Origin of the sequence: Streptomyces sp. NPDC102437, assembly GCF_044765565.1 — a bacterium.
Taxonomy (GTDB): Bacteria; Actinomycetota; Actinomycetes; order Streptomycetales; family Streptomycetaceae; genus Streptomyces.
On the sequence record NZ_JBIWKI010000006.1, the window covers coordinates 164,055 to 187,990 of the forward strand.

A 23,936-nucleotide genomic window follows, 5' to 3' on the forward strand; every position below is an offset into this window, starting at 1 on the left:
CGGGGACAGAAGGGGTTGAGGAAGAACGGCACGCACAGCAGAAATGGGGCACGCATGAGCGTGGATGAGACCGGTACGGAACACGCTGCCGGAGGAACGGACGAGCCCGGCTGGGACGTCGACCCCGATGACGAGTCGGGCCTGGCCGTGCTCGCTGCGGTGGGCCGTCAGATCAAGGCATGGCGGGAGTCGGCCGGCCTGCGCGCCTGTGAGTTCGGCAAGGCGATCGGGTACGGGGAGGACCAGGTCTACAAAGTGGAGGGCGGCCGCCGCATCCCCCGGCCGGAGTTCCTGGACGGAGCGGACGAGGTACTGAGCGCGGGCGGAAAGCTCTCCGCGATGAAGAAGGACGTGGCGGTGGCCCGGTACCCGAAGAAGGTTCGTCAGCTGACCAATCTGGAGAAGCGGGCGGTTGAGATCGGGCTGTGCAGCAACCACAACATCCACGGGCTTCTGCAGACGCCCGAGTACGCGCGCGCCTTGTTCGAGATGAGGAGGCCCTCGTACTCGGTGGACGAGGTGGAGACGGCTCTGGCCGCGCGCATTGCCAGGCAGTCCGTCTTCGGGAGGACTCCTGCGCCTGCGCTCAGCTTCGTCCAGGAGGAAGTGACGCTTAGGCGCCCCATCGGAGGCATGACGGGGTTGCGGCAACAGCTGGAACGTCTTTTGGATTTGAGCCGGTTGAGGCATGTCGAAGTCCAGGTCATGCCTACCAACCGCGAGGACCACGCAGGGATGGGCGGTGCGATCGAGGTACTGAAGTTCGGGGACGGCACGGCGGTGGGACGGTCAGACGGGGCCCTCAACGGCCGCCCGGTCTCCGATCCAAAACAGCTCAGGATCCTTGAACTGCGCTATGGGATGATCCGGGCTCAGGCTCTCTCGCCGCGAGAGTCTCTGGCCTTCATCGAGCAAGTGCTGGGAGAGACATGATCCGCAAGCCCTCTGCCGGGGATGCTTCCGAACTGAAGTGGTTCAAGAGCAGCTACAGCAGCAGTAGCGAAGGTGACTCCTGCGTCGAGGTGGCGACCACTCCAGGAGTGGTCCACGTCCGCGACTCGAAGAGCGTTCCGGGCCCCCGATTCGCCGTCACGTCCGTGGCGTGGACCGACTTCGTGAACTACGCATCCACGAACTGACCGACACCGTCCGTGCCCGTGACGCAAGTGATGGGAGAGACGTGATCCACAAGCCCTCTGCCGGGGACACTTCCGAGCTGAAGTGGTTCAAGAGCACCTACAGCGACAGCAGCAACCCCAGCGACTGCATCGAGGTCGCGACCGCTCCGGGCACCGCCCACGTCCGCGACTCGAAGAACGTGACACTTCCCCCGTTCACTGTCACGTTCGCGGCATGGGCAGAGTTCGTGAGCTACGCGTCTTCGCGCTGACCGGCATCAGCAACCGCCCCGCGCGGGGCGCGGCCTGGAGATCCGGCCGCGCCCCGCGCAGGCGTTTCGGGGGCCCGGTCAGGCCGTGGGCGTGGCGTTCAGTACGAGCTGGGCCGTGTTGTTGGCCGACTGCGGGTCGAAGGGGAAGGTCGCGGGGCTGGAGCCGCCGGTGGTGAGCGTGACGCGGCCGGTCGCGCCGGGGACGACGCGGTCGATGCGCAGCTGGAACGGGAGGGAACGCGTCGTGTCCGGCAGCGCCCAGTACGGCATCTCGCAGCTGTAACGCGGTGCGCCGGTCCGCTGCGGGTAGTAGCCGCCGCTCAGGGTGCGCGGCTCGCAGTCGGCGGGGGCGTTGGTGACGGTGACGCCCTCGGGGACGGTGAAGTCGACGGCCGCGACCGGGTCGCCGGAGCCGAGGTTGCCGATCCAGGCGGGGCCGTTGTTGCGGAAGCCGAGCTCGGCGGTGACGGTCTCGCCGACGCCGCCCGTGACCTGGGCGCCCTGTGCCGCGAAGTCCGCCGTGTTCACCGCGCCGAACGCGGCGATGGTGTAGTTGTCCTCGTCCGAGAGGTCGGCCGTTCCGTTGCCGGGCTCGACGCTGATGTCCAGCCGCTCGGTGTACGCGTGCGCGGCGAGGGCGACCCGCAGCGGCGTCGGCAGGGTGAAGGAGTCGCCCGGCTCGATGACCTGGTCGAAGGAGCAGGTGGCCTGGGACATCGGGGCGTAGTCGCCGCCGGTCGTGCTGTAGGCGCACTCGGTGTACTTGGTGAGGAAGTCGAGCCCGTACGAAGCGGTGAAGGTGGCGGTGAGGCCCTCGGACCGCTCGCTGCCCTTGTTGGTCACCGCGAACGGTACGGTCCGGGCGGTGCCCGGCTGGAGGTTCTTCACCGGCGCGATCTCCCCGAGGGACAGGTCGGGGGCCGAACCGACCGAGACCGCGGTGTCGAACGAATCGAGCGGGGCTTCCAGCGTGCCGTCGGGGCCGCCGGTGGCCACGGCGGCGTAGGTGATCCGCCCCTGGGCCCCGGGCTCGGCGCCGTCGGCGGCGCGGACCGTGAGGTGGACCTGCGGGCTGTAGGACTCACCGATGACGGGGACCTCGGGGACGGTGCACACGGCTGTGGTCCCGGTCGGGGCGCAGTTGTCGGGCCAGGTCACATCGGCCACCCCGGCGACACCGGAGATGTCGACCGAGAGCCGGCCGTCGGTGACGGCGAAGTTGTCGTTGTCGTGATAGAGCCCGATGTCCAGCGGACTGCCCTCCGACGTGCTGCCGCCGGGCGTCAGTTTCTGCTCGCTGGGGGCCTGTATCCAGAGCTGATCGGTCTGCTCCTCGGCGAACGCGGGAGCCGCGAGTCCGGCGGTCAGCAGTCCGGCGGCTGCGGCGACACAGACACCGAGGCGCACGGTGCGCCGGGCGGAGACGGGTCTCATGTTTCTCCCAGGGGTGAGCCATGGATGGTGATGGATGGCGTACGGCGGCCGGTGTGTCCGGTCCGACCGTTGGACCTTCAAGATCACCCGGAGGTTGTACGGCTCCGGCCTATGTCTCCTCCCTCTCTCAGGCTTTGCCTGCACACCCATTCCTGACGAGCCGTCAGTTCAGTAACCTGACAGAGCGTCAGCTTTTGGCTGGCCCGGCACGATCACCCCGACGGACCCCGAGCAGGAGTGGGCGGAACGATGCTTGGATCGACTCACGGCACCCTCACCACCGACTTCCGCGCCAGGGTGGTGGCCTGCGGCGAAGAGCCGCATGCCGCCGTCCACAGCATGACGGTCGCCGCCGCGACGGAAGGCGTGCTGGACGTCAGCGGCCGACCGTTGTACGCGGCCGTACCGGATCTGGACCGGTTCTTCCGGCCCGGGTCCGTGGCCGTCGTCGGCGCGTCCGACACCGAGGGACGGCCCAACACCGGCATCACCCGGCAGCTGATCCGCTGGGCCGAGCGGGTCGGGGCACGGCTTTATCCCGTGCACCCCACCCGGAAATCCGTGTTCGGGCTGGCCTGTTCTCCTTCCGTCGCGGAGCTGCCGGAGCAGGTGGATCTGGCCGTGCTGCTGGTCGGCGACCCGCTCCCGGTGATCGAGGAACTCGCCCAGGCCAAGGTGCGGTTCGCCGTCGCCTTCGCCTCCGGGTTCGCCGAGACCGGCGAGGAGGGCGCCACCGCCCAGGCACGGCTGGCCGCCGCGGTGGAACGGTCCGGGCTGCGGCTGCTCGGGCCGAACACCAACCTCAACGCCTTCGAGGAGTTCCGGGACGATCTGGACGGGCCGGCCATCGCGCTGATCACCCAGTCCGGCCACCAGGGCCGCCCCGTCTACACCCTTCAGGAGCTGGGTGTGCGGCTCTCGCACTGGGCGCCCACGGGCAACGAGGCGGATCTGGAGACCGCCGACTTCATCTCGTACTTCTCTCAGCGCCCCGAGGTCGGGGCCATCGCCTGCTACGTGGAGGGGCTCAAGGACGGGCGCTCCTTCCTGCTGGCCGCGGACCGGGCCGCGCGGGCCGGGGTCCCGGTCGTGGCGGTCAAGGTGGGGCGTACCGAGACGGGGGCCAGGATGGCCGCGTCACACACCGGCAAGCTGACCGGCGCCGACCAGGTGGTGGACGCGGCAATGCGGCAGTTCGGCGTGATCCGGGTTGACGGACTCGACGAACTCCAGGACACCGCGGCGCTGCTCGCGCGGGCCCGGAAGCCGCAGGCCGAGGGGGTCGTCGTGTATTCGATCTCGGGCGGCACGGGCGCGCACTTCTCGGACCTGGCGACCGGCGCGGGGCTGAGCCTGCCCACCCTGTCCGAAACGAAGCAGCGCGAGCTGCACGAGTGGATCCCCGGCTATCTGAACGTGGCGAACCCGGTCGACAACGGCGGGCATCCGGTCGGCGACTGGCGCGGCCGGAAGATCATCGACGCGATACTCGCCGACCCCGACGTCGGGGTGCTGATCTGTCCGATCACCGGCCCCTTCCCGCCGATGAGCGACAAGCTCGCGCAGGACCTGGTGGACGCGGCGGAGGCCACGGACAAGCTGGTGTGCGTGGTGTGGGGCTCGCCCGTCGGCACGGAGGAGGCGTACCGCACGACGCTGCTCGGCTCGTCCCGCGTCGCCACCTTCCGTACCTTCGGCAACTGCATCACCGCCGTGAAGGCCTACCTGGACCACCACCGGTTCGCCGCTTCCTACCGCTCCCCCTTCGACGAGGCGCCGCGCACGCCCTCGCCCTCGTTCCGCAAGGCGCAGGCACTGATGCGTCCGGGCCAGCAGTTGAGCGAGCACGCGGCGAAGCAGCTGCTGCGGGCGTACGGGATCCGCGTGCCGCGCGAGCAGTTGGTGACCAGCGCGGCGGCGTCCGTCCGGGCCGCGGCACTGGTCGGCTACCCGGTCGTCATGAAGGCGTCGGGCGCCCGGCTCGCCCACAAGACCGAACTGGGCCTGGTCAAGGTCGGGCTCACCTCCGCGAGCCAGGTGCGGGACGCGTATCGCGAACTGACCGACATCGCGCGGTTCGAGGGCATCGAGCTGGACGGGATCCTGGTCTGCCAGATGGTCGAGCGGGGCGTCGAGATGATGGTCGGCGTAACCCAGGACGCGCTGTTCGGGCCGACGGTGACGGTCGGGCTCGGGGGCGTACTCGTCGAGGTGCTGCACGACGCGGCGGTACGGGTGCCGCCGTTCGGCGAGGATCAGGCGCGGTCGATGCTGGCCGAACTGCGCGGCCGGGCCCTGCTGGAGGGTGTGCGCGGTGGTCCGCCGGTGGATGTGGACGCGCTCGTCGAGGTCGTGCTGCGGGTGCAGCGGATGGCGCTGGAACTGGGCGACGACCTCGCCGAACTGGACATCAACCCGCTGATGGTGCTCGGGCGGGGGCAGGGCGCGGTGGCACTGGACGCGCTCGCCGTCTGCCGCTGACCGGTCCTTCCCGCGTCGGCCCCGCCACCGCAGGCACCATCGACCGAATCGACCGGCCCGGTCGGACCCGTCGGACCCGTCGGACCCGTCGGACCGGCCAAATCTCTCGAATCGCCCGCCTTCCCGACCGCCACCACGCCCACCCAGGAGCTGCCCCATGCCGTCCTCCCCCGAAGACATCACCGAGTCCGCCGAGTCCGCCAAGTCGGCCGACCCGCTCCATTCATTGGTACTCCACGCCACTGACAACGGCGTCTCGTGGATCACGCTCAACCGCCCCGAAGCGATGAACGCCGTCACCTGGGAGCAGCGGGAGCGCGTCATCGGCCTGCTCGCCGAGGCCTCCGCCGACCCGGCGGTCCGGGCCGTCGTCCTCACTGCCACCGGCCGCGGTTTCTGCGCGGGCGCCGACCTGCGCGGCGCCCCGGCGACCGGCGAGCGAGTACCGGGCGATGTGGCCCGTACGATCCGCCTCGGCGCGCAGCGTCTGATCGCCGCGGTCCTGGACTGCGAGAAGCCAGTCATCGCGGCCGTCAACGGCACGGCGGCCGGCATCGGCGCCCATCTCGCGTTCGCCTGCGATCTGGTGCTGGCCGCCGGATCGGCGAAGTTCATCGAGGTGTTCGTACGGCGCGGCCTCGTGCCCGACGGCGGCGGTGCGTATCTGCTGCCGAGGCTGATCGGCCCGCAGCGCGCCAAGGAGCTGATGTTCTTCGGCGACTCGCTCCCGGCGGCGGAGGCGGAACGCCTTGGGCTGGTCAACCGGGTCGTGCCGGACGAGGAGCTGGCGGCGACGGCGCGGGAGTGGGCGCATCGGCTGGCCGAGGGGCCGACCCGGTCGATCGCCCTGACCAAGCAGCTCGTCAACGCGTCGCTGGACGCCGACCGGTCGACGGCGTTCGCCGCCGAAGCCACGGCCCAGGAGATCAACATGACGACGCAGGACGCCAACGAGGGCGTGGCGAGCTTCGTGGAGCGGAGAGCGCCGAAGTACCGGGGGATCTAGGCGGTGTCTGGGGCGTCTTCTCTGTCCGGGTCGTCCGGGTCACGCGGGTGACAGGGCTCTGGTGTCCGCGCCCCGCTCCACCTCCTCGACTCGACCCGCTCGGCCGCTCGGGTCACCCGGAGCAGCGGTCCGCAACCGGCTGCGGTAGCCGTCGGGGTGCTCAGCCCGGTGCCATGCGGCTGAGGGATTCCCAGGCGCGGTACTGCTCCTCGCGGGCGCGGCCCATCTCCAGGACCATGTCGAACGACCGGTCGCCGAGGATCAGGCGGCGCGGCGGGTCGGGCAGGGCGGCCAGTTCCAGGAGTGCGGGGGCCGCCTCGCTCGGGTCCGGGCCTGCGTCGTCGCCCCACATCTCCGTCAATCGGGTGCGCAACTCGTCGTAGGCGGGGTCGGGTGCGGTCGCGGTGGTGCCGGAGGTGAACAGGCCCGTGGCGTAGCCGCCCATCTGCACGACGGTGACCTTGATCCCGAACTGCTCGACCTCCATCGCCAGCGCCTCGCTGAGCGAGTCGAGCGCCGCCTTCCCGGCTCCGTAGAACCCGACGGAGGCCATGCCGCCGCCGGTGCCCATCGACGTGATCTGAAGGAGGCGTCCGCCCCGGGCTCGCAGCTGGGGGATCACGGCCTGGGCGACCCAGACCGCGCCGAAGAAGTTGACGTCGAGGTGGTCGCGGATCTGTTTCTCGGTGGCCTCCTCGACCATTCCGTACAGCAGACCGCCGGCGTTGTTGACGACGACGTCCAGGCCGTCGAAGGCCGTCGCCGCACGTTTCACGGTCTCGAACACGGCCTCGCGGTCGGAGACGTCGAGGGAGAGCCGCAGGAGTGCGACCGGGTACTTCTCCGCCAGGTCGGCGAGCGGGCCGATGTCGCGGGCGGCTGCAACCACCCGGTCTCCGGTGGACAGTGCGGCCTCGGCGAAGGCGCGTCCCAGGCCACGGGAAGCGCCGGTAATGAACCAAGTCCTGGCGCTCGGCACGGAATCCGACTCCTTCGTCCGGCAACGAGACGAACACCCCGTCTCGTGAGTGACCGTAGCCGTCTCTGCCTGGCCGGCGCCAGGGAATTTGGGCAACGGTGACTTTCGGCAGTGCCGGGGGCGCTCCTCGGCTGCGTACGGTCGTCCGGTGAAGAGCTTGAGGGTGAAGAGCCTGATGCTGAGCGGTGCGGTCCGGCGGGCCCTCGTCGCCCCGGGGAATCTTTTGGTCGTCGGTGCGGCGGTCTGTGTCGGGCTGAGCGCGGTCAGCCCGTGGTGGGCGCTGCCCGCCGCCGCGGCGGCGTTCTTCGCGGGCCGGGAGCCGGGGAGGGCCGGGCCCCCGGTCCTCGTGCTCGTGGCGGTGGTGGCCTGCGGAGTGGTGGCGGTGGCGCTGGTGCCCTCCTGGCTGCTGATGGCGGGGCGGTTCGTCGCGGTGGTGGCGGTGGCCGCGATGCTGCCGTGGTTCGCGGGGCGGTTCTGGCGCCAGTACCAGGAGCTCGTCCGGGCGGGCTGGGAGCGGGCGGACCGGCTGGAGCGCGAACAGCGGCTCGTCGCCGAGCAGGCCCGGTCCCGCGAGCGGGCCAGGATCGCCCAGGACATGCACGACGTCCTCGGGCACGACCTCAGTCTCATCGCCCTGTCGGCCGGCGCCCTCAAGCTGGCCCCCGGACTCGACGAGGCGCACCGGGCCGCGGCCGGGGAGATCCGGGCGCGCGCGGCGGCGTCCGTGGAGCGGCTCGGCGAGGTGATCGGCCTGCTGCGCGAGGAGGCGGACGACGGGCCGCCGCAGCCGCCCGGCACGGGCATTCCCCAGCTGGTCGAGGAGGCCGCGGCCGCGGGGCTCGCGGTGACCCTGCGGGTCGAGGGGGACGCCGGCGCCCTGCCCCCGTCGGCCTCGCGCGCCGCTCACCGAGTGGTCCAGGAGGCCCTGACCAACGCGGCCAAACACGCGCCGCGCGCGCCGGTGGACGTACGGGTGACGCACACGGCCGAAGAGACGACCGTACGGGTCGAGAACGGGCCCGCCCCCGCACCGGCCCGCGCCGAGGACGTACCGGGCACCGGTCGGGGCCTGATCGGGCTCGACGAACGGGTCCGGCTGACCGGCGGCACCTTCACCCACGGCCGGTACGCGGGCGGCTTCGCGGTCACCGCGCGGATACCGCACGCCCCGCCCGCCCACCGGCCGCCCGCCGCACCGAGGCCCGCTCCCCCGGCCCTGCCCCCCGAGCACCGGCACGCCCGCAGCCGCGCCCGCCGGGCGCTGGCCGTCGCGGTCGTGCTGCCCCTGGTGGCGTGGGCGGTGCTGAGTGCGGCGCTGATGGCCTGGGACATCCGCTCGGCCCGGCTGTCCGTGCTGGACCCGGGCGACTACGCCCGGCTGCGGGTGGGACAGGATCGGGAGAGCGTCGGGCGGCTGCTGCCCGACCGCGAGACCACCCAGCGGCCGGTGGCCGGGGAACCGAAGGGAGAGGGCATCACATGCCGGTACTACGCGATGACGGCGGACCGCTTCGACGACCGGTCCGGGGACGCCTACCGGCTCTGTTTCCGGGACGGCCGGCTGATGTCCAAGGAGGCGCTGACGCCGTGAGTCCGGTTGATGCCTCGGGAAGCGCTGATGCCGCGAGCGCGCCACACACAACAGGCGCCACACACGACAGGAAGGGTGAGCGGGCGGTGATCCGGGTGCTGATCGCGGACGACGAGCCGATGATCCGCGCGGGGGTGCGCTCCGTGCTCTCCACCGATCCGGACATCGACGTCGTCGCCGAGGCCGCCGACGGGCGCGACGCCGTGGAGCTGGTACGCCGCCACCGCCCGGCCGTCGCCGTGCTCGACATCCGGATGCCCGGGACGAACGGCATCGAGGCGGCGGCCGAGATCCGGCGCACCGTGCCGGAGACGGGCGTCGTGATGCTCACGACCTTCGGAGAGGACGACTACATCCTCCAGGCGCTGGGAGGCGGCGCCGCCGGTTTCCTGATCAAGTCGGGCGAGCCCGAGGAGCTGATCGCGGGGGTCCGCGCGGTGGCCGACGGGGCCGCCTATCTGTCACCGAAGGTCGCGGCGCGGGTCGTCGCCCATCTCTCGGCGACGGGCGCGGGCGCCCTGGCCGGCCGCCGCGCCGCCGCCCGGGAACGGGTCGGCGCGCTCACCGGGCGGGAACGCGACGTACTGGCCTTCCTCGGCAGCGGGCTGTCCAACGGGCAGATCGCCCGGCGCCTGCACCTGGTGGAAGGGACGGTCAAGGCGCACGTGAGCTCCATCCTGGCCCGGCTGGGCGTGGACAACCGGGCCGCCGCGGCCGTCGTCGCCCACGAGGCCGGAATCGTCGCGCCCGCGCAGCCGCCGCTCGACCGCTGACGCCGCACGCCGGGCGAGCGGCAGGAAAGCGAGGAGTACGGCCGCCACCACCGAGGCCCCGAGGACCGCGCCGGCCAGCACGTCGTGCGGATAGTGCGCCCCCACCGCGACCCGCAGCAGCGCCGCCGCCGCGCCCACCGACAGGGTGACGGCGGCGAGGCGCGGGCGCAGCACTGCGAGGCCCACGGCGAGGCCGGCGGCGAGGGTGGCGTGATTGCTCGGGAAGGACCAGTCGCCGGGCGGCGGGCACTCCGCGGCCGTCTCCGCGATGGAGCGCAGGGCCCGGCAGGGGCGTTCCTCGTCCACCACCAGTTTCGCCGCCTCGCTGACCGCGTACGCCGCCACGGTGCCGATGCCGGTGAGCACCGTGCCCGCGGAGACCCGGGTGTCCCCGCGTCGTACGGCGCTCCACCAGACCCACGCCAGCAGCAGGCCGAGGACCACCAGGGTGCCGTCGGTGGCCGCCTCCAACAGGGGGCCCGCCCAGGAGGGCCCGTCGGCCACCGCCCGGGTCACCGACCGGTAGACGGACGCCGATGCGCCGTCCGTCACCTCCACGGCACGGGCCGTGCCCAGGCCGCCCGGGGCGAGCGCCATGACGGCCGCCGCTCCCGAGGCCAGCACGACGCAGGCGAGCAGGGGCCGCCCGGTACCCGTCCCCGCCCCGGCCCGGGTTCCGCTTCCGGTTTCTCGTCTCTTGAACCTGAACTTGAACATGGACGTGAACCTAGAAAGCGGCGGGGCCGCGGACCCGGGCCGAACGGCAGGGACCACCCCCGACGATCGTCAGGGGTGGTCCCTGCCGCACCGGCAGGTCCAAGCTGCCGGTCCGCGACCCTTCCAATCTGATGGGGCGTCAGCTCTAATCGAAGGGTGATGGGACACGCAGGCATGGCCGCCATCGCCGTCCGGTACCTCAGGTCCGTCGGCGCCGCCACCACCGCAGGGCCGGCACCGGTCGACGCACTGCCGCGCCCGCATCTGCGAGCCGTGGCCGACGGGGAGCGGCCGCCCGTCGACCCGGGCGAATTCCGCCGCGTACTGGGGCACTTCGCCAGCGGCGTCACCATCGTCACCGCACACGACCCGGACGACGAGGAGGGCCCGGCGGGCTTCGCCTGCCAGTCGTTCGCCTCGCTCTCACTCGACCCGCCGCTGGTCACGTTCATGGTCGCCCGTACGTCGACGACCTGGCCGCGCATCGCGCGCGCCGGGGCCTTCTGCGTCAACATCCTCGGCGCGGGCCAGGGCGAGCTGTGCCGGAGCTTCGCGGTGAGCGGCGCGGACAAGTTCGCGGGGGTGGCGTACGAGGCCGCCCCGGCGACCGGGTCACCGCTGCTGGACTCCGTACCGGCCTGGATCGACTGCCGCATACAGGCGGTCCACACCGGAGGCGACCATCTGATCGTCGTCGGCCGGGTGGCGGCGATGGGAGCGGCGGACGGCGCCGATCCGCTGCTGTTCCACCGGGGGACGTTCGGACGGTTCGGGCCGCTCGACGGGTGAGCACGCGCCAAGGACGGATCGGCGGGTACGCCGGCGCCTCGGCGCGCCGGTACGCGCACGCCTTCAGCCGGCGGCCGCGTCGCGCAGCAGATCCCGCAGCTTCAGCGCCGCCGGAAGCGGGGCCGCGGGCAGTGCGACATGTACGGTCCGGCGCGGGGCGAGGTCGCCGAGCCGGCAGACGGCGAGTTCGGCGGGTACCGCCCAGGCGGCCAGCGAGGGGACCAGCGCGACCCCCAACCCGGCGGCCGCGTAACCGAACTTGCCGGTCCACTCGGCGATCCGGACGATCCGCTTCGGCCGGAAGCCGGCCCGGCCGCAGACCTCGGCGAGCATCATGGGCCGGTCGGCGGACACGTCCTGGAGCCAGGTCTCGTCGCGCAGTTCGCGCAGATCCACCGTCCTGGTTACGGCCAGGCGGTGGTCGCGGGGGAGCACGACGAACAACTCGTCCTCCAGCAGCGCCTCGGTCGTGACACCGTCGGCCGACGGCAGACCCGACGGGTAGTCGCTGACCACGGCCAGGTCGAGCGCCCCGTCCGCCAGACGCCGCATCGACTCACCGGTCCGGCCCTCGACCGCGACGAACTCGACATCCGGCCTGGACCTGGCGAACGCCCGCAGCGCGGCGGGCACCAGCGAGACATTGGCCGTGGCGAACGCCCCCACCCGAAGCCGCCCGCCCCGCCCGGCCCGGATCGCGGCCATCTCGTGCTCCGCACCCGCCAGGCGCGCGAGCACCTCCACGGCGTGCCGGTGCAGCGCATGGCCGGCCGGATTCAGCCGTACGCCCCGGGCGAGCCGTTCGAAGAGCGGTCCGCCCGCCTGCTTCTCCAACGAGGCGATTCGCCGGGACACCGCCGACTGCGTGTAGTCGAGCCGGACCGCGGCCTTCGTGAACGATCCGGTTTCGGCCACCGTCACCAGCAGACGCAGCGCGTCGATCTCGAACACATTCCTCCCTCGCATGACTCGCATGCAATCTAGTCGCTGGTGGAATGGCTTGTCCGGTCCTAGCGTCGACAGGAGTTCGCGAGCTTCGAGACGAGGGAACGTCCATGGCAGCAGCACCGAACACCCTGTCGCCCGAGGCCGCCGAGCTGGCCGCCGCCCACCGACTCGGCGCTCCGCAGGGCACGTTCGCCCCCAAGCGCCTGAACAAGGCGCTCTTCGTCCTCTACGTCTTCACGACCCTCCACCTCTTGGCGATGCTCGTGATACCCGGCCTGCTGTTCTTCTGGTGGCTGCGCCGGTACCCGGACTTCAGCCGGAGACAGGCCGCCAAGCGCCTCCACCTGTTCGAGAACGGACTGATCGTGAACCCGGAGTCCGGCGACGGCAGGGCCGTCATCCGCTGGGACTCCGTGCGGCTCTACCAGGACATCACCCAGAAGATCATCAACGGCGTCCCGTCGACCACCGAGTACGTCTACTCCGTGGTGGGACCGGGCCGGGACCACGCGAGGATCACGCACTTCTACGAGGGCCCCGAGACCTGGGGGCCCCATATGCAGCAGGCCGTCCTGCGGGCCCAGGGCCCGGCGGTCCTGGAATCGGTCCTGGCGGGCGGGACAGCCGACTTCGGGGAATTCTCGCTCTCCCGCACCGGTCTGACCGCCCGGGGGAAGGGCCACCTCCCCTGGTCCGACGTCCAGGAGATCCACGTGTCAGCGGGCCGGGTGAACGCCATGGGGACAGGCGGCTCCGGGCGCCGGTGCAGCGCCGCGGTCAGCGACATCGCGAACCTGCACGTCTTCCTGGCCGTCGCCCAGCACCTTTGCGCCGAAAGTTCGTCGGCCTGAGGCGCCCGGCGCCCGGCTCCCGGCTCACCGCTCCCGGCTCCCGGCGACATCAGCCGAGGCCGGCGACGGCGGCGTCCGAAGGCTCCTTCACCCGGCGGATCACCAGCGCCATCAGCGCCGCCATCGCGCACAGCGCCCCGGACGCGTACCAGACCACGTCGTACGAGCCGAACACGTCGCGCGCCACCCCGCCCAGGAAAGCCACCAGTGCCGCACCGACCTGATGGGACGCCAGCACCCAGCCGAAGACGATGGCGCTGTCCTCCCCGTACTGCTCGCGGCACAGGGCCAGCGTCGGCGGGACGGTGGCGACCCAGTCCAGGCCGTAGAAGACGATGAAGAACACCATCGGCGGCTGCACCGTCGGCGCCATCAGCATCGGCAGGAAGAGCAGCGAGACTCCGCGCAGCGCGTAGTAGACGGCGAGGAGTCTCCGGGCGTCGAAGCGGTCGGTGAGCCAGCCGGAGAAGACGGTGCCGATGATGTCGAAGATCCCGATGACGGCGAGCAGTGACGCCGCGGCGGTGATCGGCATGTGGTGGTCGTGGGCCGAGGGCACGAAGTGCGTACGGATCAGGCCGTTGGTCGAGGCCCCGCAGATCGCGAACGTACCGGCCAGCAGCCAGAACGGCCCGGTGCGCGCCGCGTCGGTCAGTACGCGCAGGGTCCGCCGCGCCGCCCCGCGCGCGGGCGCCGGCTTCTCCACGTAGCTGCCGCCGTACGGGGCGAGGCCCACATCGGCCGGGTGGTCGCGGAGCAGGAACCAGACGAACGGGACGACGACCAGGGCCGCGAGCGCCACCGTCACCGAGGCAGGGCGCCAGCCGTGGTGCTCGACGATCCAGGCGCACAGCGGCAGGAAGACCAGCTGGCCGGAGGCGCCGGCCGCGGTGAGGATGCCGGTGACCAGGCCGCGCCGGGCCACGAACCAGCGGTTGGTGACCGTGGCGGAGAACGCCATCGCCATGGAGCCGGTGCCCAGGCCGACGAGCACGCCCCAGTAGAGCATCAGCTGCCAGGAGGCCGTCATCCATACGCTGGCCAGCGCCCCGGTGGCCACGGCGGTGAGGGCTACGACGACCACCCGGCGGATGCCGAAGCGGTCCATCAGCGCGGCGGCGAACGGGGCGGTGAGACCGTACAGCGCCATGTCGATGGAGACGGCGAGTCCGATCTCCCCGCGCGACCAGCCGAACCGCGCGTTGAGCGGCTCGATGAGGAGGCCGGGGAGGGAGTTGAAGGCGGCACCGCCGATGATCGTCACGAAGGTGACGGCGGCGACGATCCAGGCGCGGTGAACACGTCGGCGCGAGGGACGCCCGGGGGCTGCCGGGGTGGTGGCCGGCCGGTCGTCGTACCGGGCGGCGCTGTCGGTTGTCTGGGTCACGTCACTCAGCATCGGGTCGCGGTGCACCTCCCCACGAGTGGCCGGAGGGACACCCTTCGCAGGAATCGGGCCACCGGGCCATCGTGATCACCGCTTCCCGGCCGGGGCGGACGAACGGGCCCGGGTGCGCGTACGATCGCCAGTCGGCCGACGGGCCGGGCGCGCCGGCCTCGTCGCACAGCACACCGATCCGGGGGATTCCATGCAGTGGGCAGCACGCCAGCACTTCCACCACCGCTCCGCGCTGATGCAGGCCTGGGGCTCCGTGATGCTGCTCATCGCCTGTGCGCTGTGGGTCTGGCTGGGCTTCCTGCTGGCGGACCAGGACGGCATGTACTGCTACGTGGGCAGGTCGTCGGTGTGCGAGGTGGAGAGCGACGTACCGAAGGGGCTGACCGTCCTGGGGATCTCCGCGCCCCTGTCCGTCCTCGGTGCGGGGCTGCTGGTCGCCGGCAGTGTGCGCAGGCAGACCAGCGCCCATGTCTTCGAGGTCATCGAGATGCAGAAGTCCGAGGAGCGGAGCCGGGAGAAGTAGCCAGGGCCGACACCGCCCAGGCGAAGCCCGCGCCCACCGCGTACCAGAGCAGATCGGGCGCGTTGAAGGTCGAGCCGAGCACCAGCCGCGACACCGTGCTGTTCCGGGAGAGCTCCGCGGGCACCCCGGTCAGTTGCAGCAGCTCCACCGCCCAGCTGAACGCCAGCCCCGCCCCGGCCGTGACGACCGGCCGCGCGCCGGGCGCGATCACAGCGGCCAGGGCGCAGATCAGCACGGTGTAGAGGGCGTCCCCGGCGTACTTGGCGAGGTCGCCGTCCATGAAGGCCCTGACCCCGAGCCCGGCGAGCACGGTCAGCGCCGCGGCGCCGGCCGCGACCGCACGGGCGCGCCCGGCCGTCCGGGCTCCCCCGGCCCCGAGCCCGACTCCGGCCCCGCCCCCGACCCCGCCCTCGTCCCCTCGCCCGGTCACGCGATCCGCTCCAGCCGGCTGATCGGCCGGGCCACCAGCAGCACCGCCACCACCATCAGGTTGATCACCGCGCCGGCCAGCAGTACCTCGGCGGTGCCCACCCGGTCCGCGACCGGCCCGGCCAGGGCCCGGCCCGCCGCCAGCATCAGCAGCGAGCCCGCCACGTCGTACGCGTGCAGGCGGTTCAGCGCCTCGGGCGGCACATGGGTCTGGACCGTCGTCGACCACATCACCAGCCAGAACGCGAACGCCGCGCCCGCCGCGAACTGCCCCGCCCCGAGCGCGGGCACCGGCAGCCCGAGCCCCAGCACCAGCAGGTTCACGCAGACCCCGGTCAGCGCGACGGCGCCCGCCGTGAGCGGGCGGCGGGGTCTCAGGCGCAGGGCCAGCAGCCCGCCGACGACGCTGCCCGCGCCGTTCACCGCCATCATCACGCCGTACGTGCCCGAGCCGTGCGCCTCGGTGACCTCGACCGCGGTGAGCGGCAGCATCGGGCCGAGCACCGTGAAGCCGTACACCGTCCAGATCGCGATCACCCCCCACAGCCAGCTTCGGGCCCGGAACTCCCGCCACCCGTCGGCCAGTTCGGCGACGAAACCGCCGCGCTGCGCCTCGTCCGAGGGGGCCGGGGCGAGCCGGAGCAGGAACAGGCAGATGCCGGAGACCAGGAACGTCGAGGCGTTCGCCGCGTAGACCGCGCCGGCGCTGGCCAGCCCGACGAGCATGCCCGCGAAGGCCGGGCCCGCCATGGTCATCAGCGCCTCGGAGACCCGCAGTACCGCGTTGGCCCGCTGCACGTCCGAGGCGACCCGGGGCACGGTCGAGGCGACGCCCGGCTGGAAGAGCGCGGCACCCACCCCGGCCACCGCGCTGAGCGTGTACACCGCCCACAGCGGCGGGTTGCCGGTGGCGAAGGAGAACGCCAGCACCGAGGCCCCGACCAGCCGCAGCGCGTCCGCGATGATCATCATCCGGCGGGGGGTGAACCGGTCCGCCAGTACGCCGCCGAAGAGCACGAAGACCGCCAACGGGCCCATCCAGGCGGCGAGCGCGAACCCCACGGAGGAGTGAGGGCGGCCGGCGCCCAGCAGCCCGGCGGTGAGCGCCACCGGGATCATGCCGTCACCGAAGAGCGCGGCGGTGCGGGCGACGAAGAAGAGCCGGAAATTACGGTTCCAGAGCCCTTCCGGCCGGTCGCTCCCCAGGCCCTCGCCCATCGTGCGCAGCCCGGACGAACCAGTCGGAAGGGGCTGCGCACCATCGCGTTCGACGGCGGGAATGTGCGGGTGTTCCGCTGACTTTTCCTTCACAGGAGTGACATGTATCAGGGTTGAGGTCTATACCACTAGGGGTGAAGGGAGTCCGCCAATGCCGCACCGAATCGCCGTCCTGGCCCTCGACGGGCTGCTGCCTTTCGAACTGGGCATCCCCCAGCGGATATTCGGCCGCGCGTTCGGCATCGAGCCGCACGAGAAGGGCCGTGGCCTGTACGAAGTCGTGACCTGTTCCGTCCGCCCGCCGGGCCCGGTCCGTACCGACGCGGACTTCACGATCACCGTCGAACGCGGCCCCGAGGCCCTGGCCACCGCCGACACGGTGGTGATCCCCGCCAGCTACGAGCTCGGCCCCGTCTTCGACGAGGGCAGGCTCACCGACGAACTGGCCGCCGCGTTCGCCCGGATCAGGCCGGGAACCCGGATGGTCTCGATCTGCACGGGCAGCTATGTGCTGGCCGCCGCCGGGTATCTCGACGGGCGCCCCGCCACCACCCACTGGTCGCACGCCGACCACTTCCAGCAGCTCTTCCCCGAGGTCCGCGTCGACCCGGACGTCCTGTTCATCGACGACGGGGACGTCCTGACCTCCGCCGGGGTCGCCGCCGGGATCGATCTCTGTCTGCACATCGTGCGCCGGGACCACGGCACCGCCGTCGCCAATGACGTCGCCCGGCGCACGGTCGTGCCCCCGCACCGGGACGGCGGACAGGCGCAGTACATCCAACGCCCCCTGCCCGAGGCCCGGTTCGCGACCACGACCACCGCGCGCAGTTGGGCGCTCGGGCGGCTGGAGCGCCCGATCCTGCTGCGCGACATGGCGCAGCAGGAGTCGATGAGCGTGCGCACCTTCACCCGGCGGTTCCGGGAGGAGGTCGGGGTCAGTCCCGTCCAGTGGCTGACCCGGCAGCGGGTCGAACGGGCCCGGCATCTGCTGGAGTCGACGGACCTGTCGATCGACCAGGTGGCGCGGGACGCGGGCTTCGGGACGCCCACATCACTGCGGCAGCATCTCCAGGCGGCACTGGGGGTGTCCCCGACGGTGTACCGGCGCACCTTCCGCGCCGGGAGTGCCTGAGGGGCGCCCGGCGCGGAAGGCCGCAACGCACGGAGGGCCGGAACGCCCCGAAGGTCAGAACACCAGCACGCCCCGCGCCACCCGGCCGTGGTGCGCGTCGTCCGCCGCCTTGGCGAAGTCCTCCACCGGGTAGGTGGTGGTGACGAGTTCGTCCAGGAGCAGCCGCCCCTCCCGGTACAGCTCCGCGTAGAGCGCGATGTCCCGCTGCGGGCGCGAGGAGCCGTACCGGCAGCCCAGGATCGACTTGTCCAGGTACATCGACGAGACGAGGAACGACGCCTCCGCCGTGGCCGCCGGGACACCGAGCAGGATCGCCTGGCCGTGCCGGTCCAGCAGGTCGATCGCGGTACGGATCAGCTCCGTGCGGCCGACGCACTCGAAGGCGTGGTCGGCGCCGTTCGGCAGGATGTCCCGCACCCCGTCCGCCGAGGTCAGGAAGTGTGTCGCGCCGAACTGCCGGGCCGCCGCCTCCTTCGCCGGGTTGGCGTCGACGGCGACGATCGTCAGCGCGCCCGCGATCCGGGCGCCCTGGATCACGTTGAGCCCGATGCCGCCGGTGCCGATCACCACGACCGTGTCGCCCCGGTCGGCCTTCGCCCGGTTGAGCACGGCGCCGACACCCGTCAGCACCCCGCAGCCGATCAGCGCCGCCGAGGTCATCGGGATGTCCTTGGGGATCTTCACCGCCTGCACGGCCTTGACCAGGGTCCGTTCGGCGAAGGCCGAGTTGGAGGCGAACTGGTACAGCGGCTTCCCGTGCCGCGAGAACGGCTGCCCCGGCATCCCGATCGCCTTGCGGCACATGGTCGGGCGCCCCCGGTCGCACTGGGCGCACGCCCCGCAGTTGGCCAGCGTGGACAGCGACACGTGGTCGCCGGGCGCCACATGGCGGACGCCGGCGCCGACCGCCTCGACCACGCCCGCGCCCTCGTGCCCGAGCACCACCGGCGGCGGGAACGGAATCGTCCCGTCGATCACCGAGAGATCGCTGTGGCACAGCCCGGCCGCGGCCACCGCCACCAGCACCTCGCCGGGGCCCGGATCGCGTATCTCCAGATCGTCGACGACCTCGGTCCGCTTGCCGTCGAAGACGACGCCTCTCATCTCGGCTCCCTCGGTAGGCCGAGCACCCGCTCGGCGATGATGTTCCGCTGGATCTCGTCCGAGCCGCCGTAGATGGTGTCGGACCGGGTGAACAGGAACAGGCGCTGTGCCTCGTCGAGTTCGTACGGTTGTTTCGCCGACCAGTCGTCCGGGCCGACGGCCGCCGCTGTGCCCCTGATCTGCACGGCCAGCTCGCCCAGGCGCTGGTGCCAGCCGCCCCAGAGCAGTTTCGCCACGCTGGGCGCGCCCGGGTCGCCGGTGGAGCCGAGGGTGCGCAGGGCGTTCCAGCGCATCGTCCGCAGCTGGGCCCACTGCCGTACGAGACGTTCACGCAGGACCGGGTCCATGACGGCGCCGCTGTCGACTGCCGCTTTCACCACCCGGCCCAGCTCGGCGGCGAAGCCGATCTGCTGGACGAGCGTGGAGACACCGCGCTCCAGGGCCAGCAGCCCCATGGCGACCGTCCAGCCGTTGCCCTCGCCGCCGACGCACTCCTCGGCGTGCGCCCCGTCGAAGAAGACCTCGTTGAACTCACTGGTCCCGGACATCTGACGGATCGGCCGCACCTCGATCCTGCCGGGCTGGTCCATCGGCACGAGCAGGAACGACAGGCCGTGGTGGCGGCGGGAGCCGGGCTCCGTGCGGGCCAGCACGAAGCACCAGTCGGCCTCCTTCGCGAGCGACGTCCAGATCTTCTGCCCGGACACCCGGTGGCCGCCGCTGCCCGGGTCGCGCACCGCGGCCGTGCGCACCGCGGCCAGGTCCGATCCGGCGTCCGGCTCGCTGTAGCCCTGGCACCAGAGCGCGTCACCGCGCGCCACGGCGGGCAGGAAGCGGCGCTGCTGCTCCTGGCTGCCGTAGGCGATCAGGGTCGGGGCGAGGAGGTTCTCGCCGATGTGACCGACCCGGGCGGGGGCGTCGGCGCGGGCGTACTCCTCGGCCCAGACGACCTGCTCGGTCAGGCTGGCGCGGCGGTTGCCGTGGCCGGCGCCGTGGTCGTCCCAGCCGAGGCCGATCCAGCCGTCACGGCCCAGTTCGCGCTCCCAGGCGCGCCGGACCGCGACGCCCTCGTGCTCGCTGCCGGGGCCGCCGGTGCCGGCGGCCGCCGCGTACTCGCCCACGAGGTGCTCTTCCAGCCAGCCGCGTGCCTCCGCACGGAAGGCGGTGTCGTCGGGGCCGAAGCTGAAGTCCACGGGTGCCTCCTGCTGTTGCCGCTCGCCGTCCGGGGCCTCACGCGTTCGGGCGCGCCTTCGCCGCTGCCGCCGCGGCCATCTCCTCCAGCCGTGCCAGCATCGGCATCGGGTCGGTGCCCACCGTCCCCGGCAGGAAGTCCGCGATCCGCTCCGGGGTCCACGCCCCCTCGACGTACCCGGCCCGCAGCTCCCTGGGCTGGGCCCAGACCGCGATCTTCGGCCCCGCGACCGTGTACACCTGGCCGGTGATCTTCTCCTGGCGGGCCCGTTCGCTGAGCAGGTAGACGACGAGTGCCGCCACGTCCTCCGGCTCGCCGATCTCCTTGAGCTCCATGGGGACGTTGGCGGACATCCGGGTGCGGGCGACCGGGGCGACGGCGTTGGCCGTGACTCCGTACTTGTGCAGGCCGAGCGCCGCGCTGCGGACCAGCGAGATGATCCCGCCCTTCGCGGCGCTGTAGTTGGCCTGGGCGACGCTGCCCTGGTGGTTGCCGCTGGTGAAGCCGATCAGGGTGCCGCCGCCCTCCTGCTTGCGCATCACCGCCGACGCGGCCCGGAAGACGGTGAAGGTTCCCTTGAGATGGGTGGCGACCACCGGGTCCCACTCCTCCTCGGACATGTTGAACAGCATCCGTTCCCGCAGGATGCCGGCCACGCAGACGACCCCGTCGATCCGGCCGAACCGTGCGAGCGCCGTGTCCACGATCCGCTGGCCGCCCGCCATCGTGGAGATGTCGTCGGCGACCGCCAACGCCTCGCCGCCCGCCGCCTCGATCTCCTTGACGACCGACTCGGCCACCTCGCTGCTCGGCTCGCCGCCCTCGATGGAGACGCCGTAGTCGTTGACGACGACCCGCGCCCCCTCGGCCGCGGCCGCGAGCGCGACCGCCCGCCCGATGCCGCGCCCGGCACCCGTGACGGCCACCACCTTGCCTGCCAAGAAGTTCCCCATGCCCGGCCCCTTCCCGCGGTTTCTGACGGACCGTTAGATTTTATGGGCCATCAGGTCCACGAGCACAAGCCCCAGGAGGCGCCATGTCACTGCCGGCCGAGTTCCACGACATCGCGAAGCGGGTCAACAACTGGGGCCGCTGGGGAGCCGACGACGAGATCGGGACGCTCAACCTCATCACCGACGACGTCGTGCGCGAGGCGGCGGCCACCATCCGCACCGGTCTGCGGATCCCGCTCGCGCTCCCCCTCCAGCAGGACGGGGTGCAGAGCGGACTGATCCCCGGACGGGTCAATCCGCTGCACACCATGATCCAGATCAACCAGGAGCTCTTCGGCCCCGGCACCGTCGCCACCAGCGACGACACGGCGGTCCTGAGCCTGCAGACGGCCACCCACTGGGACGCGCTGACCCATGCCTCGCACTCGGGGAAGATCTACAACGGCCGGCCGGCCTCGACGATCACCGCGCACGGCGGCGCGCAGTTCAGCGGGATAGACAAGGCGCCGCACATCGTCTCGCGCGGGGTGCTGCTCGACGTGGCGCGGGCCCGCGGCGTGGACCGGCTGGAGGGCGGTCACGCCGTCACCCCCGAGGACCTGGACGCGGCCGAGGATCTGGCGGGGGTACGGGTCCGGTCCGGCGACATCGTGCTCGTGCGGACCGGGCAGGTGCAGGTGTATCTGGCGGGCGACAAGCACGCGTACGGCTATCCGTCGCCCGGCCTGTCGGTCCGGACGCCCGAGTGGTTCCGCGCGCGCGATGTGGCGGCGGTCGCCAACGACACCCTGACCTTCGAGATCTTCCCGCCGGAGATCGAGGACCTGTGGCTGGGGGTGCACGCGCTGGACCTGGTCGAGATGGGCATGCTGCAGGGCCAGAACTGGAATCTGGAGGCGCTGTCCACAGCCTGTGCGCAGGAGAAGCGGTACACCTTCCTGCTCTCCGCCATGCCGGAGCCGTTCACCGGCGCGACCGGCACCCCGGTGGCGCCGGTCGCCGTCCTGTGACGGAGAGCCCTCAGCGAACTGCTTTAACCTTTATGCAAAGCGCTTGACGGCTTGTGGCACCTGGCGCGCATCACGGACCGCATCCCCCGCGCAGGGCGTCGCGCCCTGCGCACCGGGGTGCAGCGGCAGCTGGACCAGCGGCGCGCCCCGGTCGACCTCGCACCAGATGCGCTTGCCCGCACCTTCCGGCTGCCAGCCCCAGCGGTCGGCGAGGCCGTCGACCAGCTCCAGGCCCCGGCCGTTGGTGTCCTCGCCCGCCGCGTGGCGCTGCTGCGGCGGGCGACAGCTGGTGTCGGCCACCTCGACCCGGACGGTCCCGGCCGAGCCGGTCAGACCGAACAGCATGCGCAGCACCGCCGGGCACCCGGTGTGCACCACCGCATTGGTGACCAGCTCCGAGATCAGCAGGATGAGCGTCTCGGCCAGTGGCTCGTCGTCCCTTATCCCGGACCCGACCAGTCTCGACCGGGCCCATCTACGGGCCCGCCCGACCTCTGCGGGATCCGGCCCGACTTCCAGCTGAACCTGAAGCACCTGCACCGCTCACACCATCCGAACCGGCGGACACATCGCCTCGCGCCTCCTCGGGGTCACGGAACGTGATTCCCCTGCGAGACAGCATGGTTGACGTACAGTGACCGCAACAAGCGCTTCGGGCATATTCCAGCGCGAAGGAGTACGCGTGATGCATACTGTGCGACGCACGTTGCGGGAAGTCGAACAGAGGCGCGTCGAGGCCGTACGAACCGCCCCCGGGGCATGCCCGGCGCTTCTGCCTGGATCGCGAGCAGGGCACCGTTCCGGAGCCGGAGTCACCGCAGGGGCAACGCCCGGACCGCCCGGTTCCAGTTCCTGTCGCATCCCACGGAGGGTACCCGAGCCCGGCACCGACTCCACCCCGTGACGGATGACGTGAAGGCCGCGGGCCGGGGCCGGCGCCCGTCAACTGCACTGCGTAACTCCGCAGCGTGAGGCCTGCGGCTCTGCCTGTCATCTGCGTACACCGCGCATTCATCCGCCGCCGGGCACCCGAGGTCTGCACGGAACCCGCCCGGTTTCAGCACAGGTTCGCCGCGAGCACCTCCTCGGCCGCCGCCGCCGTCAGCCACTGCCCGGACCGCAGCCAGGCCCGCTTGAGGTGCAGGTGGACGTCTGCCTCCCAGGTGAAGCCCATGCCGCCGTGCACCTGGAGGCAGTCGCGCGCGTTGCGGACCGCCGCGTCGTCGGCGAGCAGTTTGGCGCCCGCGATCTCCACCGGGTCCGCGGTCACGGCCGCCGCGTACACGGCGCAGCGGGCCAGTTCGGCACGGACCAGCATTCCGGCGCACAGGTGTTTGACCGCCTGGAAGGAGCCGATCGGCGACCCGAACTGTTCGCGTTCACCGGCGTGTTGGACGGCCATCTCGGTCGTCCGGGCGGCGCTGCCGAGCTGTTCGGCGGCGGCGAGCAGGGCGCCCTCGTCGCGCAGCCGCCCGCCCCTGGCCAGCGGCTCGCCCGCCTCCACCGGGTCCGCGACCCGCCACAGGGGCGTGAACGGATCCATCGAACGTACGGGGGTGGCGGCGTCCCGGACCCGGGCGACGTCCACCGGTGCGGCGCCGGACTCCCGCGGTCCGCCCCCGAGGCCGAGCACCAGCAGCGCGTCCGCCTCGCCCAGGTGTGCCACCGGCTGCCCCGGGTCGAGCACGGCGACCACCGTCTCGCCCTGCGCCGCGCCCTTGACCGGGCCGGCCGCGAGGTGGGTGGCGATCAGCGGTCCGGGCAGCAGCGAGCGTCCCGCCTCCTCGAAGAGCAGGACGGCTTCGGGCAGCCCGAGACCGACGCCGCCCTCCGCCTCCGGGAGCCGCAGCGCGAAGAACCCGGCCTCGCCGAGCTCCCGCCACAGGGCCCGGTCGATGCCCGTGCCGCCGTCGAGTGCCGCCCGCATCCGGTCCCTGCCGAAACGCCCGGCGAGGAGTTCCCGCACCCCCGCCCGCAGGGCCCGCTGGTCGTCCGAGAGCTGGAAGTCCATGAG

The 23,936-nt window shown here is 72.1% G+C and carries 23 protein-coding genes and 1 pseudogene; 12 read left to right on the plus strand and 12 right to left on the minus strand.

The features are described from left to right. Positions 1-54 precede the first annotated feature (54 nt). Genes ACIRJP_RS10460 through ACIRJP_RS10470 form a run of 3 tightly spaced genes read left to right on the plus strand, consistent with a single transcriptional unit; the run spans position 55 to position 1,390 of the window. A complete protein-coding gene (locus tag ACIRJP_RS10460; protein WP_404171145.1) occupies positions 55-933 on the plus strand; it encodes a helix-turn-helix domain-containing protein in 879 nt (292 codons plus the stop codon). Then, positions 930-1,139 (plus strand): DUF397 domain-containing protein, encoded by a 210-nt coding sequence (locus ACIRJP_RS10465; protein ID WP_404170816.1) that lies wholly within the window; start codon positions 930-932, stop codon positions 1,137-1,139. Before ACIRJP_RS10460 ends, ACIRJP_RS10465 begins: the two co-directional genes overlap by 4 nt. 41 nt (positions 1,140-1,180) lie before the next feature. Beyond that, positions 1,181-1,390, plus strand: a complete 210-nt coding sequence (locus ACIRJP_RS10470) for a DUF397 domain-containing protein (RefSeq protein WP_404170819.1) — start codon at positions 1,181-1,183, stop codon at positions 1,388-1,390. A gap of 78 nt (positions 1,391-1,468) precedes the next feature. Here ACIRJP_RS10470 and ACIRJP_RS10475 read toward each other — a convergent pair whose 3' ends face one another. Beyond that, a complete protein-coding gene (locus ACIRJP_RS10475) occupies positions 1,469-2,824 on the minus strand; it encodes a hypothetical protein (RefSeq protein ID WP_404170822.1) in 1,356 nt (451 codons plus the stop codon). A gap of 249 nt (positions 2,825-3,073) precedes the next feature. On the opposite strand from ACIRJP_RS10475, the gene ACIRJP_RS10480 reads away from it, so the two are divergent. Together ACIRJP_RS10480 and ACIRJP_RS10485 are read left to right on the plus strand one after the other, a co-directional pair. Next, a complete protein-coding gene (locus tag ACIRJP_RS10480; protein ID WP_404170825.1) occupies positions 3,074-5,305 on the plus strand; it encodes an acetate--CoA ligase family protein in 2,232 nt (743 codons plus the stop codon). Between the two features lie 157 nt (positions 5,306-5,462). Continuing rightward, positions 5,463-6,311: an enoyl-CoA hydratase/isomerase family protein gene (locus ACIRJP_RS10485; RefSeq protein WP_404170828.1), complete on the plus strand. Its 849-nt coding sequence runs from the start codon at positions 5,463-5,465 to the stop codon at positions 6,309-6,311. 160 nt (positions 6,312-6,471) lie between these two features. Here the strand turns inward: ACIRJP_RS10485 and ACIRJP_RS10490 are convergent, their stop codons facing one another. Continuing rightward, positions 6,472-7,290 (minus strand): SDR family NAD(P)-dependent oxidoreductase, encoded by an 819-nt coding sequence (locus tag ACIRJP_RS10490; RefSeq protein ID WP_404170831.1) that lies wholly within the window; start codon positions 7,288-7,290, stop codon positions 6,472-6,474. Positions 7,291-7,438: 148 nt separating this feature from the next. Between ACIRJP_RS10490 and ACIRJP_RS10495 the strand changes: the two genes are divergently transcribed. After that, positions 7,439-8,881 carry a sensor histidine kinase gene (locus ACIRJP_RS10495; protein ID WP_404170834.1) on the plus strand — a complete coding sequence of 481 codons (1,443 nt, stop codon included), beginning with the start codon at positions 7,439-7,441 and terminating at the stop codon, positions 8,879-8,881. Between the two features lie 86 nt (positions 8,882-8,967). Then, positions 8,968-9,654, plus strand: coding sequence for a response regulator transcription factor (locus tag ACIRJP_RS10500; protein WP_356089491.1), 687 nt, complete (start codon positions 8,968-8,970; stop codon positions 9,652-9,654). A gap of 87 nt (positions 9,655-9,741) precedes the next feature. Here the strand turns inward: ACIRJP_RS10500 and ACIRJP_RS10505 are convergent. Beyond that, positions 9,742-10,371: pseudogene (locus ACIRJP_RS10505) on the minus strand (phosphatase PAP2 family protein); the annotation flags it as partial. A gap of 174 nt (positions 10,372-10,545) precedes the next feature. Here ACIRJP_RS10505 and ACIRJP_RS10510 point away from each other — a divergent pair. Next, positions 10,546-11,160, plus strand: a complete 615-nt coding sequence (locus ACIRJP_RS10510) for a flavin reductase family protein (RefSeq protein ID WP_404171148.1) — start codon at positions 10,546-10,548, stop codon at positions 11,158-11,160. A gap of 63 nt (positions 11,161-11,223) precedes the next feature. Here the strand turns inward: ACIRJP_RS10510 and ACIRJP_RS10515 are convergent, their stop codons facing one another. Then, positions 11,224-12,111: a LysR family transcriptional regulator gene (locus tag ACIRJP_RS10515; protein ID WP_404171151.1), complete on the minus strand. Its 888-nt coding sequence runs from the start codon at positions 12,109-12,111 to the stop codon at positions 11,224-11,226. A gap of 104 nt (positions 12,112-12,215) precedes the next feature. On the opposite strand from ACIRJP_RS10515, the gene ACIRJP_RS10520 reads away from it, so the two are divergent. Then, entirely contained in the window at positions 12,216-12,959 is a 744-nt protein-coding gene (locus ACIRJP_RS10520; RefSeq protein ID WP_404170838.1) for a DUF6585 family protein, read from the plus strand. A gap of 49 nt (positions 12,960-13,008) precedes the next feature. Here the strand turns inward: ACIRJP_RS10520 and ACIRJP_RS10525 are convergent, their stop codons facing one another. Next, a complete protein-coding gene (locus ACIRJP_RS10525; protein WP_404170841.1) occupies positions 13,009-14,358 on the minus strand; it encodes an MFS transporter in 1,350 nt (449 codons plus the stop codon). Between the two features lie 190 nt (positions 14,359-14,548). Between ACIRJP_RS10525 and ACIRJP_RS10530 the strand changes: the two genes are divergently transcribed. Then, a complete protein-coding gene (locus ACIRJP_RS10530; RefSeq protein ID WP_404170844.1) occupies positions 14,549-14,881 on the plus strand; it encodes a hypothetical protein in 333 nt (110 codons plus the stop codon). Here ACIRJP_RS10530 and ACIRJP_RS10535 read toward each other — a convergent pair. Further along, positions 14,838-15,197 (minus strand): DUF2809 domain-containing protein, encoded by a 360-nt coding sequence (locus tag ACIRJP_RS10535; protein WP_404171154.1) that lies wholly within the window; start codon positions 15,195-15,197, stop codon positions 14,838-14,840. The genes ACIRJP_RS10530 and ACIRJP_RS10535 overlap by 44 nt on opposite strands. A gap of 110 nt (positions 15,198-15,307) precedes the next feature. Then, entirely contained in the window at positions 15,308-16,528 is a 1,221-nt protein-coding gene (locus tag ACIRJP_RS10540) for an MFS transporter (RefSeq protein ID WP_404171157.1), read from the minus strand. Positions 16,529-16,679: 151 nt separating this feature from the next. On the opposite strand from ACIRJP_RS10540, the gene ACIRJP_RS10545 reads away from it, so the two are divergent. Next, entirely contained in the window at positions 16,680-17,663 is a 984-nt protein-coding gene (locus ACIRJP_RS10545; protein WP_351262979.1) for a helix-turn-helix domain-containing protein, read from the plus strand. Between the two features lie 54 nt (positions 17,664-17,717). On the opposite strand, the gene ACIRJP_RS10550 is transcribed toward ACIRJP_RS10545, so the two are convergent. From ACIRJP_RS10550 to ACIRJP_RS10560, 3 genes are read right to left on the minus strand one after another with little or no spacing between them, the layout of a single operon-like run. After that, positions 17,718-18,767 (minus strand): Zn-dependent alcohol dehydrogenase, encoded by a 1,050-nt coding sequence (locus ACIRJP_RS10550; protein WP_404170847.1) that lies wholly within the window; start codon positions 18,765-18,767, stop codon positions 17,718-17,720. Further along, on the minus strand, positions 18,764-19,960 hold the full coding sequence (locus tag ACIRJP_RS10555; RefSeq protein WP_404170850.1) for an acyl-CoA dehydrogenase family protein: 1,197 nt from the start codon (positions 19,958-19,960) through the stop codon (positions 18,764-18,766). Before ACIRJP_RS10555 ends, ACIRJP_RS10550 begins: the two co-directional genes overlap by 4 nt. Before the next feature lie 37 nt (positions 19,961-19,997). Then, the gene (locus ACIRJP_RS10560; RefSeq protein WP_404170853.1) at positions 19,998-20,912 is read right to left on the minus strand and encodes an SDR family oxidoreductase; all 915 of its coding nucleotides are present in this window, start codon (positions 20,910-20,912) and stop codon (positions 19,998-20,000) included. An 83-nt stretch (positions 20,913-20,995) separates the two neighbouring features. Here ACIRJP_RS10560 and ACIRJP_RS10565 point away from each other — a divergent pair, with 83 nt between their 5' ends. Then, the gene (locus ACIRJP_RS10565) at positions 20,996-21,922 is read left to right on the plus strand and encodes a cyclase family protein (RefSeq protein ID WP_404170856.1); all 927 of its coding nucleotides are present in this window, start codon (positions 20,996-20,998) and stop codon (positions 21,920-21,922) included. A 30-nt stretch (positions 21,923-21,952) separates the two neighbouring features. Here ACIRJP_RS10565 and ACIRJP_RS10570 read toward each other — a convergent pair whose 3' ends face one another. After that, on the minus strand, positions 21,953-22,462 hold the full coding sequence (locus ACIRJP_RS10570; RefSeq protein ID WP_404170859.1) for an ATP-binding protein: 510 nt from the start codon (positions 22,460-22,462) through the stop codon (positions 21,953-21,955). 517 nt (positions 22,463-22,979) lie between these two features. Further along, entirely contained in the window at positions 22,980-23,933 is a 954-nt protein-coding gene (locus ACIRJP_RS10575; RefSeq protein WP_404170862.1) for an acyl-CoA dehydrogenase family protein, read from the minus strand. Positions 23,934-23,936: the final 3 nt, after the last annotated feature.

What these genes read in the sequence shown, in the direction of transcription:
- ACIRJP_RS10460 (WP_404171145.1), top strand. Translation starts at nt 55, where the DNA reads ATGAGCGTGGATGAGACCGGTACGGAACACGCTGCCGGAGGAACGGAC.
- ACIRJP_RS10465 (WP_404170816.1), top strand. Translation starts at nt 930, where the DNA reads ATGATCCGCAAGCCCTCTGCCGGGGATGCTTCCGAACTGAAGTGGTTC.
- ACIRJP_RS10475 (WP_404170822.1), bottom strand. Translation starts at nt 2,824, where the DNA reads ATGAGACCCGTCTCCGCCCGGCGCACCGTGCGCCTCGGTGTCTGTGTC.
- ACIRJP_RS10480 (WP_404170825.1), top strand. Translation starts at nt 3,074, where the DNA reads ATGCTTGGATCGACTCACGGCACCCTCACCACCGACTTCCGCGCCAGG.
- ACIRJP_RS10485 (WP_404170828.1), top strand. Translation starts at nt 5,463, where the DNA reads ATGCCGTCCTCCCCCGAAGACATCACCGAGTCCGCCGAGTCCGCCAAG.
- ACIRJP_RS10510 (WP_404171148.1), top strand. Translation starts at nt 10,546, where the DNA reads ATGGCCGCCATCGCCGTCCGGTACCTCAGGTCCGTCGGCGCCGCCACC.
- ACIRJP_RS10520 (WP_404170838.1), top strand. Translation starts at nt 12,216, where the DNA reads ATGGCAGCAGCACCGAACACCCTGTCGCCCGAGGCCGCCGAGCTGGCC.
- ACIRJP_RS10525 (WP_404170841.1), bottom strand. Translation starts at nt 14,358, where the DNA reads ATGCTGAGTGACGTGACCCAGACAACCGACAGCGCCGCCCGGTACGAC.
- ACIRJP_RS10530 (WP_404170844.1), top strand. Translation starts at nt 14,549, where the DNA reads ATGCAGTGGGCAGCACGCCAGCACTTCCACCACCGCTCCGCGCTGATG.
- ACIRJP_RS10540 (WP_404171157.1), bottom strand. Translation starts at nt 16,528, where the DNA reads ATGGGCGAGGGCCTGGGGAGCGACCGGCCGGAAGGGCTCTGGAACCGT.
- ACIRJP_RS10545 (WP_351262979.1), top strand. Translation starts at nt 16,680, where the DNA reads ATGCCGCACCGAATCGCCGTCCTGGCCCTCGACGGGCTGCTGCCTTTC.
- ACIRJP_RS10550 (WP_404170847.1), bottom strand. Translation starts at nt 18,767, where the DNA reads ATGAGAGGCGTCGTCTTCGACGGCAAGCGGACCGAGGTCGTCGACGAT.
- ACIRJP_RS10560 (WP_404170853.1), bottom strand. Translation starts at nt 20,912, where the DNA reads ATGGGGAACTTCTTGGCAGGCAAGGTGGTGGCCGTCACGGGTGCCGGG.
- ACIRJP_RS10565 (WP_404170856.1), top strand. Translation starts at nt 20,996, where the DNA reads ATGTCACTGCCGGCCGAGTTCCACGACATCGCGAAGCGGGTCAACAAC.
- ACIRJP_RS10575 (WP_404170862.1), bottom strand. Translation starts at nt 23,933, where the DNA reads ATGGACTTCCAGCTCTCGGACGACCAGCGGGCCCTGCGGGCGGGGGTG.